Origin of the sequence: Mucilaginibacter aquatilis (assembly GCF_009755275.1) — a bacterium.
GTDB lineage: Bacteria > Bacteroidota > Bacteroidia > Sphingobacteriales > Sphingobacteriaceae > Mucilaginibacter > Mucilaginibacter aquatilis.
On the sequence record NZ_WQLA01000002.1, the window covers coordinates 165,868 to 180,078 of the forward strand.

A 14,211-nucleotide genomic window follows, 5' to 3' on the forward strand; every position below is an offset into this window, starting at 1 on the left:
ATTATCTCATTTTAAGTGGTCACGTCAATTCACTTTTGTGATTAAAAGACTATAGAGCTAGGCGTAATGCGATTTGCCGGAACTTTGATAATTACAATTCCGCGAGGTTCAGGGTCTTTAGTCGTAGAAACTATCTCCAACTTGATATTACTTTCCAACGAGCCTATGCCGTTAGGTTTTGGCAACAAATCTAGGACCAGCAAAATGCCGACTTTCGCGGATGTATTTTGATATTCCTTAGCCTGACCCAGGTATTTTTCCTTTAATGCGTCAAAAGAGGTGTCTTTAAATTCCCTTTTAACTTCAGTGCAAAAATTAAAAGAAAGATACTCAAAATAGACATCAGCACGGCCACCTGCGACATCCATTTCTTCCACTTTTATTTTACCCTTCAACATAACTGGTTGCATGTACTCAAAATAGTCAGCTTGAAGCACATCCTCTTTTGGAAAGGGCTTGGTTTGAAATAAATATTTTGCTTTAGAATGATTGGCCACTGTGTTATCCATGCGAAGTTCTAAAAACCTAAGGGAATAAAATAGGATTGTGTTGAATGCATTATTTATCTCTGGATAATTGTAAGTACCAACAGCCTTTAATCCGTTAGTCAGATCGTTGAATTGCTTTTTCAAAATCAATGAAACGTCAGTGGTTTGATCTGCCGTGTAAGCCATAACAAACTTTTCAAATTCCGTTAAAATATGAGTTGGAAGTTGAGCTAGCGAGGGGACAGCATCCGCTAAAGATCCAGATACTGCCCCCTCACCATTTCCCGTTTGCCACGATGATTTGTAAATTTCAATATCAGCTTGTAATTGTTGAGCAATGATGGCCAATTCTTTATCCTTATTAAGATTAAGCCATTGCTCTAACAGGAAAACCTTTTCCGGTTGTTCAATGAACTTTGCCTTGATGATGGGCCTGGTTAATAATTCAAGGCCGCCGGTTGCAACCTTTTTAAATATAGTGCGACTACAATCGTATATTTTGACCAAGTACTTTTCGATAACGACGATTGGCTCAAGCCACGCGGGTGTTGTGAAATGTTGGAGTAACGTGGTTAAATAGTCCGCCATCTCATACCAATAAAATATTTCGGTATTACGCAGGCCTACCCAATGTATCTGTTGGTTATAATTATCCCAGGCATTATAAATCGAAAGAGCTCGTTTTAAGGCTTCCACCTGCTCTTTCAATCTTGATATAGTTTCCCGATCAACGAACTTTTTCAGTGTCAAAATCGCTGCTGTATAGACATCCGCGTCGTGCCTGCCGTATAAGCTGGCTTGCTTGAATAATTTCATGGCCGAATCAAAATTTGAAATGGCCTGGGTTTGAGTTGCTGAGTTAAGTGCCTTGGTGAGAAAACACATACCTAATTCATAAAGTGCGTCATCTTCCCCAACTTTTGCTGCAACAAATTCGGTCAATTTATCTACAAGATCTTCAGTTTGAAAATCCGTAAAGCAGACACCAATGATTTTGGCAACGTATTTAAGGTATCTAGGATCATCCGATGTTTTAACACTTATCAAATAGCCTATCAGGCTATACAGTTTCGCCTTATTCCTGATCGCAATTTCGAAAGCGCCGAGCAAAAAGTAACCCCGGTTCAACGATTGACCAGAAGCATCACCGGCACGATGTAAAAGAGTATCAAATGTGTATGCTAACCTTCCCGGCTGCGTACAAAGCGTTTCTATTGCATTCCTGATTGCCACCGGGTCATTATTGTTGGCGAAGCTCCTGATCACAATATCTTGTATTAAAGGTGATTCGGCGGCCTGATCAAAAATGGTTATATCTTCCAATAATATTTTCAAAAACTCATCCATCATTTTTGAGTTCGCAATGACATCTATCGAATCATGGTAGGTGTTTAAGCCCCCAAGGTCATCTACGCTGACTGATTCGCCAGCTTGCAATGATTTAATCAATAATTGTTCGATTTCTTTCATCGGGATGTACCTACCATAAAAAGTCATCGCCCTGTGCATGCAACCGTTGCTTATCGTCGATATGAGCAAGTAAAGTCGGCGATGCGACGGAAGCGATAATGATCTGTAATGAAGGCAAAACTTTACAAAGGTCTTCCAACCCATTAATCAAGTTATTAAGGTCATCCGGATTTACCTCTTGGGCGGCGGGAGAATCAATTACCATAAAACCAGGATGTCGGCCAAGACCGCGTTCCTCTGCAACAGCTATCAAAGCGATGGTAACGATAACTTTTAATCGTAGCTGCTCACCCTTAGATACATTAGAGTAAGAAGTTGGGCTGCCATCTTTATCGATTTTAAGATGGGGATTGCTCGTTAATGCAACGGATTGGTATTGACTTAGACCTACTTTTTTACAAAAATCTAAGATTCTGTCATTGACATCCTGTAACAGTTCTTCTTGAAGATCTTTGAATCTTGCATGTGTGATTTTTATAGCAGTCTGTAAAATCTTGTTCTCGTCGATAACTTCCGCTGCTGATTTCTCTGTGATATCCTCTATCACGGCTGGTTTAGTTGGCTCAACAGTCCTTGTGGTTTTATATTCTTCCTCCAATATTTCGAGACGTGTCACCTCGTGTTTAAGACTATCTAATTCGGTTTGCGCTACACGGACCGATTGTAGGTTTTGTTCATACTCATCCATTGCAGCTTTGAAGTCAGCTATGGATTGTGTAAGATTACCATGCCTTAGTTTTTTTGCCCGGACACTATTTTTCATAAGGTCGCACATTGCGGCTGATGCTCGCACAGATTCCTCCAGTTCTGATAAAATGGCATCTGAGTCATCAGTGTCAATCATTTTTTTATCACAGATCGCGCAAGTGTGCTCATTCTTTTCTTTTTCAAGTTGTTCTGTTGTGATCTTGCTTTCACAATGGGGGCAACAGGTCGGGTTTAGTCGTTTAAATACTGCATTAGCTGCTTTGTCTTCTAAAAACCCGTTGAGCTTTTTCTTATCTAGAATCCATTCTTTATTGACTAGCTCTGCCTTTTCCTCCTCATCTACAAGTTCAATATATGCTGTTTTTTCTGAGGCGTAATTTGCGTTATATTGTTTTTGTAAATCATTGTAGCCGTCACTATTGAATTGCGGTGCCGGTTTTGAAGCCAGATCTTCTCTCTTCAATTTTAATTCGCTTTGAATTTCTCCTAAACGTTGTCTTCTGTTTTCTTTATCGCGATCCTCAAAGACGGTTTCAACTTGGGCTTCACTTTTCAATTGTCCGTCCAATGCTTTAAGTGCTGCATGTGTCGATATCCATGGCAAACCCAGAAACATATTTAGGATTCTCGTCGGTAAGCCGCTTAATGCCGTATCACCGAACAATGCTCCGTAATCGGTTCCGATAAAAAGAGCCGCAGCCAATGCGGGCCAGCCATGCACAACTTCTTTACCTGCTTCCACCTCAGAACTCGACTGGCGAAAAGAGGCGATCTGGTTGAGCCCAAGTTCATTGAGCCAAAAATCAGAAATGACCTCAGCCATTTCATCTTCGCTATTGAATTCAGAAACAATACTGTTTTTTGTTTCTCCTTTTAGCAATTCGATCTGCCCTGTGACCGAATTGTCGCCCTGTTTCATACTTAACAGATATTTTTTATCATCTACACTGTACTTTAACGCGGCTTCGTTAATCCAACTCTTTACCCCTGACTGCAAATCAGCTGACGCTTTACCTTTAAACAACCACTTAATTACTTCTAAGGCTGTTGTTTTTCCTTTGCCATTTTTATCGGAGAGTATGCCCCAAACTCCAGCTTTCAGATTAGCAAATTCAAATTTGAAGTCATTAGTATATTCCCCTTTTTTTTGACCTGAAAAAGATACGTCAAGAAAATTCACTCGCTTTGGGGTACCGGTGTTAGGGGCTTGTTTGATATTGTATTTTTTAAGAAACCGTTCGACAATTTTTTTATCATAACCGGATTTCTCAGCAATACTATCGAGCCATCCCACCTTTTTCTTTTCAATTGCTGTAGTTGTTTTCTTACTCATTTTATACGGTTTAGGGCATTAAGTCTGTTAATTACTTCGTTCTTTATGGAGGGAATTTGCGTACCAAGTTGCGTGGTCGCATAACTCATATGTTTATACTGCCGCTCTTTTAATGCACTACCACCTAGCGATCCAGCTATTTCTTTCACGAGCTTCGCTCGTTCGTCATACCAACCCAGCGATGGAAATTCCTTGGTAACATCATCAACCAACTGAACTGACAAGGGTGTTATATAATAATAATAAGCTTTTATAGTTTCATCAGATTTATCGCCATCCTGATAAACCAAGCCCTTAGACACCAAAAGCGACAATGACTCGTGCAGATTTTCGAATGCGCCGAAACGGTAACGGATCATAGGAATTGAGCGTAGATCGGGTTCCTGATCATCGATGATATTTTCCGCTTTCAGTAAATATTTATCTTCTCCAGTCTCTTCATATTTATTAAGTAGTTCATACGCGAGAAAATCAGGATACCGAACCCAAAAGTCCAACGCATGCAACTTTGCTTTACCATCAAAAAAGCCAACATACCCATCGGGATGGTTTGAAATTCGATCAGACCCTCTTACTAAAATATAAAGTAAGCGTATAGCATCTTGAACTGTAGTAGTTTGTGACATTTATAAAAGTAATGATAAAGGCAGGTATTATTAAAAATACAATTAACTAATATAAAGACAGCATTTTAAAAAGAAGAATTATATATGATATAAGCAGATTGGAAAACGTTCCAACTTGCATTTCATTACATCCATAAATTGGCTCGAAATAAGGTTAGGAGACGATGGCTTCAATTATTTGAAAGCTCAATAAGATAGGATTCTTGCATTATGCACACTTGGGATGAATAAAGGATAACGGAACATTACCCTTGTTGGAGAAGTGCAAAGCAAGCCATGTTTTGAGAGCCCAAACCCCTGTGGCAATAAATAATCAATACTCACTACTACGTTCAATTGGAGAGCCAAAAAACTGCTACGATATCATTGTATAATGTGACAAGAATTTATGCAAACTTAGACGTTAAATAACCATAAGATTGACTCAGTAATCCATTAAATATCATATGGATAAAAATTCAAACATCTTGCTACTATAGTTTGAATGTGCTATATTAGTATAAGTCATTAGGAATCAAATCAATGCAGAATAACTGTGGAAAATTCGGGAATTGCCACAACTGCAGAGCTGTAAAATATTGATAAATAGGATATTATTTGGACGGGTTCGTGTCCCGTCCATTCCGCTTTTAAAGGTTCATTCAGAACCGAAACCGCTTAAAATCAACATTTTAAGCGGTTTTTTTGTTTCAAACAAACTCATCCGCACACATTAAAAGGAAAAATTTTGGAGTTGATTCAAATAATACAACACTATTATTGGGAGGTTTATAATAGACATTATTCGATAGGTGTGATTAAAAAATCCTGGTTAGCTCGAAAGTATTGTCCGATTACACTATTTAAAAATGATATCGAGGATGCAAAATTGACGAGTGTATTTGACATCGATGAGTGGGAACAAATAAAAGCAGAAGGTTTGTCAATATCGGACGACGTTTATCAATCTTTATACTTATATCATTTAAACCTCCAGAGAGTTAATTACGAAAAGATTATTACTATCAACACAGAAGAAACATTTAATTCATTTGAACTTGAATTATTGCAAAAGGAAGTATTGAACTATATGCACAAAAAGCAGATAGTTATCGAAACTTTGCCCACTAGCAACGTCAGAATAGGGCATCACAATGATTACTCTAGCTATCATTTATGGAATTGGTTGGAATGGGAAAATGAAGGCTGTCCTTTGCCTCCTATCGTTGTAGGAACTGATGATACCGGCATCTTTGCAACTAATATCCTTAACGAATTTGCTAATATTTATTGTTACCTCACTAACAGCGGTAGAACCAATCATAATAAAGCATTCGATATAATAAAAAAACTTGATTATAACTCTCAAGTATATAAATTTACTTGATTGTCTTTTTCTAAGGCTTGCGATTCGTGCGCTAGACACGCTTTCTGCTCGATTATATCAATTTTTCATTTCTATGTGATACAAATGATATCGTTTTGACGCAATACCAATCGCTATATTATGCCAAAAGTAAAAGTGAATAAAAGAGGTTTTGGCGTAATATTGTTAGCCAAAACTTGAAAAACAATCGTACACCATTGTGTTTTTCCTACTATAGTATAAAGACGCCTCGTCACAATTCATTTATAGAATCTTCCAAACCCCAAAGGTGTTCACTGTATTTTGCTTTAATCTGCTGCATGTCGTTTTGAACTTTCGTATCGGTTACCCGCGCGTAGTGCTGAGTAGAGCGAATGCTTTTATGTCCTAACATTTGCCCAACGGTCTCAATAGGTATGCCATTCGTAAGTGTTACCGTAGTGGCAAAAGTATGTCTGGCGCAATGGTAAGTGAGATGTTTTGTGATGCCAAGTTGTTTTGCGATATCTTTCAGATAGGCATTTGCTTTTTGATTGGTCACATTAGGAAACAACTTATTTTCCGGTCGACGTGGATGCGTTTTATAATGTGATAAAAGCAGCTTGGCCGGCGGAAGAAGGGGAACACGTACACGATTGTTATTTTTAACGCGATGAGTCTGGATCCAGGTTTCACCGTTATCAGAAACCTGATCATCCACATTTAATTTTATAGTATCCGCATAAGATAAGCCCGTATAACAGCTAAATAAAAATATATCACGAACCAAGGCCAACTTTTTAGGAAATCGCTTTAGAGCCAATCGAGATAACTCTTCACCTGTTAAATAATCCCGGTGAACTTCCGTCGACTTCATTCTATGGGCTATAAAAGGATCTTTTGAGATCCAACCGAAATCCATGGAAATATGAACAATTGTTCACAATTTTTTAATGAGTTGGATTGCAGTATTATTCTTTACTCCGTAATCTGTCTTGAGGTAGTATTCATAATCTTTAACGAATTGATGATCTAACTGATCAAGGCGTATATCATTTGTCTGAAGCTTTAGTTTAAGAAAGGCTTTTAAAGATTTATAACCCGACTGATACTTTTGCAACGTGGCCTTAGAGTAATCTTTTCCTATCAAACCGATTATATAATTTAATTGATAGTCCCAAGCCATTGATAACATTTTAGGCGGTTCAATCTCTTCACCTTGCATTAGTTTACGGACATGCTGAGCAGTAAAGGATTTGCCAATCAAGTACAATTGCTGTCGGCACTCATGCGCCCGCGCAAATAAACTATCAAGCCATGCATTAACTGTTCGGGCCCCGGCTCCTATACCCAGCATGCGATTAGCTTTAACATCCCATTCTCGTCGCTGACATTTTCTTTGGGTCGACCATTCTTCGCGTGTCCCATTGACAGTAAGACGGATGTAGATAGTGGAATTTAGATTTTCTTGATTTTTACCGCGTCGAAGAAAAAACTTGATGCTGAACGTAAGCTTTTCAGCAGGACTGACAATCTGCTTTTTTAAATTTTTTTTTGAGTCCCATTAAGCATTCACTCGATATCAGATTGTTTGTAATAATAAGTACCACCAATTTTTGAATAAGGAAGTTCTCCAGCGAATCGAAGATTTTGCAAAGTGCTAGCCGAAATATTAAGCATCTTCTTTACCTCGGTATTTTTAAGCCATTTGGGCTGATCTTGAACTTGCGGTACGCTTAAAGTGGATAATAGTGTAAATAATTCTTTTTTGAAATCTTCTAGATCTTTTTTAGTTAGGAGGTCATTTGGCGTCATGACAGCCAAAAATAGAAATATCTTCTTTACACCTTAATAAAAAATCATAATTCAAAGAACCCAATTAATAAAGGTTCTGGTCCGTACCGCTCTCGAACTTTTTCTATTAATTTCGCTGTTTCTCAGTCAAAACCTGCCTTTTATACTTAAAATCACAATTATTAATTGATTTAATTCTATAGAGCAGATAATTTATAGTGTTAAGTAACCAAATAAGTAACCGACATAAATTGAATAAAATGATGCATTTTGATCAAGTTTGAAGGGAGTAATGCATGAATTATAGGTAAAAATGAATGATTTAAGTTCATTTAGAGTTACTTGGACTGAGGGTTCGAGTCCCGTCCAATTCCGCTAAAACACAAAAAGCCTGTTAACGAAATGTTAACAGGCTTTTTTACTTATTTCCTTTACAGACGCTTTGCTAAAAATAGTACCGGCTTAAATTGGAATATATACCAGAAGTTTCTCTTATAATAATCTCTTATCAAAGCACCTTAAAGCATTAACAAAACAGTAATCAATAAAGGCGTAAATAATCAGTTCCACGTGAAACTATAGCGTCATTCGACAATAAATTATTTTATTCCTTCTGTAGTCATTTCAACCCGTTTAATAGAGCCGTCTTTGTTGTAGTGCAGCTGATCGATGCAAACCGAACGGCTAAAGCTGTTACCATTACGCTCAAGTGTGCCGTTATGATAAATGAAGTACCATTTACCTTTAAACTCTACTATAGCCTGATGGTTGGTGCCGCTATTACCTGCCACCTCGTTCAGTATTTCTTTGTATACATATGGGCCGTTAACGTTCTTAGCTATGGCATAGGCTGTCTTTTCGGGTAAACCGGAGGCGTATGACAGGTAATAGTTGTCCTTATATTTATGAACCCATGGAGCTTCTTCAAACTTGAATCCGGCAAAGTCTATCTTATTCACTTTACCATCAATTTCAACCATGTTGCTTTTGAGCTTTGCATAATAGCAAACCCCGTTTCCCCAAAAAAGCCAGGCTTGTCCGTTATTATCAACAAATACGGCAGGGTCAATACAGGTCCAATTATGGGTTGAAGCAAAGCAATCAGCGTTTGTAAGTAAAGGTTTCCCTATAGCGTCTTTATATGGTCCCTGGGGTTTGTCGGCCACAGCCACGCCTATCCCCGATCCATCGGTACTTATATACCAGTAATATTTCCCATTACGTTTAATGGCCTGACCGGCGTAAGCTTTACCGGTTTTGTCCCAGGTAAAGTCTGAAACCTTTAAGGGTGTAGGATACTCCGTCCAGTTTTTTAAATCGGTGGTTGAAAACACACACCAGTCCTTCATTTTGTAGCCTTTTTGGTTCCCTTCATAATCATGCCCGGTAAACAGCCACAAAGTATCGCCTTCAACAAACGCAGCTGGGTCGGCCGTAAACTTATGTTCTATGACAGGGTTACCTTCCGACTTAAACTTAAACACATTATCCTTAATTACTTGTGCCTGAAGGTTTAAAGTACAACACAAGCATAAATTAACAACCCACGTAAAGGCAATGTTGCTGCAGTAATTCATATCATTATTGTTTACCAAGAAGCTGCGCCGGTACACCTGTCCATTCTTTACTAAGGCGCTCTGCTTCCTGCCTTGTTATGCTCATTACCGTACCATGCCGCGGATAAAAGTTTTTCGTAAACGTTTCGGGCGTTTTGGTAAAGGTGAATAAATCGGTACTGCGTTGAAACTCATAACGCAGGCGGCCATAAAGGTCATACATCAGTACGTAAGCATCTTCGTTATTGAGCTTAAACACGCCCGAGCCCTCCACAGAAGTACCTGTACCTGAGTAGGCATCAATATATTTAAAGTCTTCTACCCACGGTCCGCGCAAGCTTTTAGCTGTAGCCTGCTGAATGCCGTTTCTTATTTCCTTACCATCGTTGTTTTTGGTGTTTCCTTTATAAAAAAAGTGATACAAGCCATCTTTGTAAACAATATCACCGTCAATGGCTCCATACTTAGCTTTAAACATTAACCGCGGCTCATTTTCAAAGGCGGTGAAGTTTTTGTTGGCGTAGGCGCAGTAAAAATCAAGTGCAGATTTGTCTTTAAGCTTAACCGTAAAATACACCAGGTATTTATCCACCTCAGGATCATAAATGGTTTGTGGCGCCCAAACCCACTGCACGTTTGGAAACAGTTTCGGATAACTTTTTTCAAGATTGATAATGCCGTGCGACCAATCAATTAAGTTTTTCGACCGCAGCAAAACAATACCAGGATTATATCCCCAACCATTTTTTACGGTAAACATGTCTGTTGCTACCATGAAAAAGGTTTTGTCATCTTCGCCACGCAATATATGAGGGTCACGCACGCCTCCGGTCGATGATATATTTACTGATGACAGTACTGGCTCGTTATTATTTAAAGCCGTCCAATGTATGGCATCACTGCTTACACCAAATCTAATCTGTTCCTGAGTTTGCTTTGGTCCGGCTCCTTCAAAATAGCTAAAAAGGTAGCCATTGAATATTGGATCTTCGGGGGCAATTTTAACAGTGAACTTCTTGGTACGCTTGTTTGCACCGGCTGTTACGGTAGCCGTCATTCTCACTTTTACACTTTCACTCCTGGCCGATCGTTTCATCAACTTGCCATCATGGCTCACATATGCTAAGTTATCAGACTGCCACGTAATTACGGAGCCATTTATGCCAACAGAATCAAGCGGAAGGTTCCATTTTAAATTTTTTGCATAGCCCTGCGGAATGCGCAATTGCCTTGCATCTTGCTCCACCCTATCTTTATTACTAAGTTCTGCCTCATTTGTACCTTGCGCCATGCTACAGCCGGCAGTAAATACTCCAATTACAGCAACGTATAAAAAAGCTTTGATGTTCATGTTTGCTACGGCTACAATTTACTTTTTGAGGGCTTTGATGCTGGTATGGGTTGGTGTAACAGGTTTTATACTGCCATCAGCATTAAATTCCATTTTATCTATACACACTTCCCTGTTATAACCAGCATCTTTACCCATGTTAATACCATTTGGATATTCAAACCGGTGATATACAATGTACCACTCATCTTTACCCGGAATTTGTAATACCGAATTATGCCCGGTACCATAAATACCTGCAGTAGTATCTTTTTGGATTACAATATTGTTTTGTGGTATTGTCAACGGACCTAACGGTGACGTTGCCGTAGCATAACGCACACGGTAATTAGGACTGCGCGTATCATCTTCAGACCACATAAAATAGTAGGTGCCTTTACGGTAGAAAACGTATGTCCCTTCTCTGAAAGTTCTATCGGGCTTTAGCATGGTAAGCGTTCCCGGAACAAGAGATGTCATATCATCTGTCAGTTGTGCTGCGGCCATAAATCCATTGCCCCAGTAAAGGTAGCTTTTACCGCTTTGCGGATCAGTGAACACATCGGGATCAATAGTCTGACCTCTGTTAACACCCTCGGGCCGGCTATCAATTAATGGCTTGCCTAAGTCAACAAATGGTCCGGTTGGAGCATCAGCAACAGCTACACCAATTTTTTGCGCTGCCGTGAAGTAAAAAAAGTATCTATATTTTCCGTTTATTTTCTTCTCTTCAATACAGGGTGCCCAGGCATTACGGTTTGCCCACTGCACATCTTTTCCTAGCTCCAGTATTATACCTTCATCTTTCCAGTTACGCAGGTTTTTTGACGAAAAGGTTTTAAAATAGGTACCACTCCATCCTTTAAAACCATCACTTGTAGGGTACAGGTAATACTTTTTAGTTTGATGTGAGTACATAATATCAGGATCGGCGTAATGGCCGGGCAAAACCGGGTTACCTGTTTTTGCACTTTGTGCCGATGCCAGCTGCACTACAAGCAGGGTACCCAATGATAGCAAGGGTGTTAAAATTTTAAACATAAATACTGAGGTCTAATTTGGTTTTCGGCAGCTATGGTTATATGCCGGTATCAGTAAAATCGGTTTACTAATATTAAATGTAAAAATAACATTTAATAACAAAGCTTATAAACTTAATTAAAAGATATAGTTACCTGCCTGCCGTTATAATTTACAACTTTACCTGCAGTATTTGCTTGCATACCAATGTTTAGGCCAGGTTTCACCAGGCATACGTTAAATTTGCGAGACACGAGCATGCCGGGATACGTACCTTTTTGCGTATATAGAGTAAGCTCTTTTTTTGCATCGTTCCAGCTAATGTCAATAGTGCTGTAACTGCCTTTTTCGTAGTTGTAATTGTCTTTCTCGTCCTCGTAAAGGGTAAAGCGGCCATTTGCTCCCGGATAAATACGCAGGTCGAGGTCATCCCACTTTTTTTCGCCTGAATACTGCACGGCAGGGCCCCATGGTAGTATTGAGCCGGCTTTAACGTACATAGGTATGATGTCTTTAGGCACCTCTTTATTCACTGTTTGCCCGCCTGCAAGTTGTTCGCCGGTCCAAAAGTCGATCCACGTAGTTGATGCCGGAAGATATACGGGCCAGCTGCTTACTTCAGGCTTGGTAACAGGAGCTACCATAACCGAGCGACCAAATAGATATTGGTTACCAATTTCGTGTGTTTTAGCGTCTGCTGCAAAATCCATAATGAGCGGGCGCATGAATGTGCCATCATTGTGAGATACATCCCACGAGGTACTGTAAATATAGGGCAACAAACGGTAGCGCATATTAATCATCTTCTCTTGCCCGTCGAAACACCAATCGCCGCGATTGCCGAAATTGTATATCTCGCGCGGTACCTCGGTGCCATGTGAACGCATCATGGGGCAAAAGGTACCAAACTGCATCCATCTCAAATATAACTCCTGATATTTTGGATTTTTAGCGCCGCCCTCTTTATTCCATCGACCGGCAAAGAAACCACCGATATCACTGTTCCAGTTGGGTATGCCCATAAGCGTGTAGTTCAGCGCCGCAGGTATTTGCTTTTCCAGCATTTCCCAGGTCGATCCAACATCGCCGCTCCAGGTATTTGAGCCATAGCGCTGCTGCCCCACAAAGCCCGACCGTGTAAGCAATACAACGCGCTTATCTTTTGATGCAGCTTTTTGATGCGTTGCAATGCCGCCGTTATGCATAAGTGAGAAAGCATTTTTTACACTCCGGTATGATCCGAGATGAGTGGGTACATCGAAGTCGGCATCTTTAACGTTGATATGGTCGGGCTCTGTCGAATCCAGCCACCAACCATCATTACCTATGTAACTAAATATTCTTTCGTTAAGATATTTCCAGTAAATATTAAGCGCTTCGGGGTTAAATACATCATACGGTCTTGCACCGCTTTTAGGTGGCCAGGTATCAAAGTTCAGGATCATTTTTTTTGAATCCAGTTCTTTACGTTGATCTGTTTTAGGGCCAAAACCAGGCCAGGTAACAATCATTAACCGGGCATTGAGCTTATGTATATCATCAACCCATTTTTTAGGGTTTGGAAAACGATCCGTATCAAACCGCTGCGAGTTCCACGCACTATCGGTTCCGTTAAACTCCGGCCAGTAACGCCAATCCTGTATAATTACATCAATAGGAATTTTGAGCGACCGGTATTTTTGCAACACCTCAAGGCTCTCTTCTTGTTTGGTATAGCGCTCCTTACTTTGGAAAAAACCGTACGCCCAAAGCGGTAACATTGGTGCTTTGCCCGATAGGCTTCGTATTTGCTTAATTACGCCATCGGCATTCTTACCGTACATAAAGTAATAATCGGCACAGTGTCCCAGGCTTTGAAAAGATAGGTTACCCGGTGAATCGGCATATTCAGAAATTGAATAGTTATCCCAATACACACCATAACCTTTTACCGACATGAAGTATGGAGAATAAGTAAAGGTATTCTCGTTCTTCATAACATATTTGCTGTTGCGCCGGTTAAACTTATTATCCATAACCTGCCCTACACCATAAACAGGCTCATCTGCATCAAGTACAAATGATGCTTTTACATTGTAAGATGGCGAACCAGCTTCTTCTTTAGGGGTAAAGGTGGTGGTACTGTCTTTAAGAAGCTGCTTGCCGCTTAAATCATAAAAAACTACGCTGCCATTGGTTTCGTTTACAACTACCTTTAACGCCAACGAGCGCAATATTAGGTTACTGCCTTCCCTTTGCTGCGTTACGTTTGTTTTATCGGGTGTTTTAATAATAACCAGGCTGCTTTTTTTGTAGGGTTTATTAACAGGCGTTTTAAATACCCGCACAATTGATGGAGAGTAAAACTGAATTTCAACATCAGTACTGTTGAATTTAAAACTGGCTCCCTGCTTATTGCTGTTAACCTGTGCATGTGTTGTTGAAAATGATAGTAGCAACACGGCTACGCAAACCCCTTTCAAGTTGATCATATAATTTGGCTTTTTGGTGCAGCAAATTTAAATTCAGCAAGTAACAACCATTGATACATATGTTGAAATATTTATCACTTTGGTTGAAAAT

At 39.7% G+C, this 14,211-nt stretch carries 11 protein-coding genes; 1 reads left to right on the top strand and 10 read right to left on the bottom strand.

Features of this window, described 5'->3' with window-relative positions:
• Positions 1-41: 41 nt before the first annotated feature.
• From GO816_RS05260 to GO816_RS05270, 3 genes are read right to left on the bottom strand one after another with little or no spacing between them, the layout of a single operon-like run.
• The gene (locus tag GO816_RS05260) at positions 42-1,958 is read right to left on the bottom strand and encodes a hypothetical protein (RefSeq protein ID WP_157540313.1); all 1,917 of its coding nucleotides are present in this window, start codon (positions 1,956-1,958) and stop codon (positions 42-44) included.
• 10 nt (positions 1,959-1,968) lie between these two features.
• Positions 1,969-3,999, bottom strand: coding sequence for a hypothetical protein (locus tag GO816_RS05265; RefSeq protein ID WP_157540314.1), 2,031 nt, complete (start codon positions 3,997-3,999; stop codon positions 1,969-1,971).
• The gene (locus tag GO816_RS05270) at positions 3,996-4,625 is read right to left on the bottom strand and encodes a hypothetical protein (protein WP_157540315.1); all 630 of its coding nucleotides are present in this window, start codon (positions 4,623-4,625) and stop codon (positions 3,996-3,998) included. Before GO816_RS05270 ends, GO816_RS05265 begins: the two co-directional genes overlap by 4 nt.
• 793 nt (positions 4,626-5,418) lie before the next feature.
• Here GO816_RS05270 and GO816_RS05275 point away from each other — a divergent pair.
• Positions 5,419-5,991 (top strand): amidohydrolase family protein, encoded by a 573-nt coding sequence (locus GO816_RS05275; protein ID WP_198171421.1) that lies wholly within the window; start codon positions 5,419-5,421, stop codon positions 5,989-5,991.
• Between the two features lie 232 nt (positions 5,992-6,223).
• On the opposite strand, the gene GO816_RS05280 is transcribed toward GO816_RS05275, so the two are convergent.
• The 7 genes from GO816_RS05280 to GO816_RS05310 all read right to left on the bottom strand — a co-directional run bounded on the left by GO816_RS05280 (position 6,224) and on the right by GO816_RS05310 (position 14,120).
• Positions 6,224-6,871 carry a site-specific integrase gene (locus GO816_RS05280; protein WP_157540317.1) on the bottom strand — a complete coding sequence of 216 codons (648 nt, stop codon included), beginning with the start codon at positions 6,869-6,871 and terminating at the stop codon, positions 6,224-6,226.
• 18 nt (positions 6,872-6,889) lie between these two features.
• On the bottom strand, positions 6,890-7,483 hold the full coding sequence (locus tag GO816_RS05285; RefSeq protein ID WP_394350656.1) for a phage integrase SAM-like domain and Arm DNA-binding domain-containing protein: 594 nt from the start codon (positions 7,481-7,483) through the stop codon (positions 6,890-6,892).
• 38 nt (positions 7,484-7,521) lie between these two features.
• Positions 7,522-7,764: a helix-turn-helix domain-containing protein gene (locus tag GO816_RS05290; protein ID WP_157540319.1), complete on the bottom strand. Its 243-nt coding sequence runs from the start codon at positions 7,762-7,764 to the stop codon at positions 7,522-7,524.
• 578 nt (positions 7,765-8,342) lie between these two features.
• Positions 8,343-9,227, bottom strand: a complete 885-nt coding sequence (locus GO816_RS05295; RefSeq protein WP_198171422.1) for a glycoside hydrolase family 43 protein — start codon at positions 9,225-9,227, stop codon at positions 8,343-8,345.
• 97 nt (positions 9,228-9,324) lie between these two features.
• The gene (locus GO816_RS05300; RefSeq protein ID WP_198171423.1) at positions 9,325-10,650 is read right to left on the bottom strand and encodes a glycoside hydrolase family 43 protein; all 1,326 of its coding nucleotides are present in this window, start codon (positions 10,648-10,650) and stop codon (positions 9,325-9,327) included.
• 18 nt (positions 10,651-10,668) lie between these two features.
• The gene (locus GO816_RS05305; protein ID WP_157540321.1) at positions 10,669-11,670 is read right to left on the bottom strand and encodes a family 43 glycosylhydrolase; all 1,002 of its coding nucleotides are present in this window, start codon (positions 11,668-11,670) and stop codon (positions 10,669-10,671) included.
• A 113-nt stretch (positions 11,671-11,783) separates the two neighbouring features.
• Positions 11,784-14,120, bottom strand: a complete 2,337-nt coding sequence (locus tag GO816_RS05310) for a glycoside hydrolase family 31 protein (RefSeq protein WP_157540322.1) — start codon at positions 14,118-14,120, stop codon at positions 11,784-11,786.
• Positions 14,121-14,211: the final 91 nt, after the last annotated feature.

Excerpts from the sequence above, each read along its gene's own strand:
- GO816_RS05270 (WP_157540315.1), bottom strand. The coding sequence starts at position 4,625 with ATGTCACAAACTACTACAGTTCAAGATGCTATACGCTTACTTTATATT.
- GO816_RS05280 (WP_157540317.1), bottom strand. The coding sequence starts at position 6,871 with ATGGATTTCGGTTGGATCTCAAAAGATCCTTTTATAGCCCATAGAATG.
- GO816_RS05265 (WP_157540314.1), bottom strand. The coding sequence starts at position 3,999 with ATGAGTAAGAAAACAACTACAGCAATTGAAAAGAAAAAGGTGGGATGG.
- GO816_RS05305 (WP_157540321.1), bottom strand. The coding sequence starts at position 11,670 with ATGTTTAAAATTTTAACACCCTTGCTATCATTGGGTACCCTGCTTGTA.
- GO816_RS05290 (WP_157540319.1), bottom strand. The coding sequence starts at position 7,764 with ATGACGCCAAATGACCTCCTAACTAAAAAAGATCTAGAAGATTTCAAA.
- GO816_RS05310 (WP_157540322.1), bottom strand. The coding sequence starts at position 14,120 with ATGATCAACTTGAAAGGGGTTTGCGTAGCCGTGTTGCTACTATCATTT.
- GO816_RS05260 (WP_157540313.1), bottom strand. The coding sequence starts at position 1,958 with ATGAAAGAAATCGAACAATTATTGATTAAATCATTGCAAGCTGGCGAA.
- GO816_RS05300 (WP_198171423.1), bottom strand. The coding sequence starts at position 10,650 with ATGAACATCAAAGCTTTTTTATACGTTGCTGTAATTGGAGTATTTACT.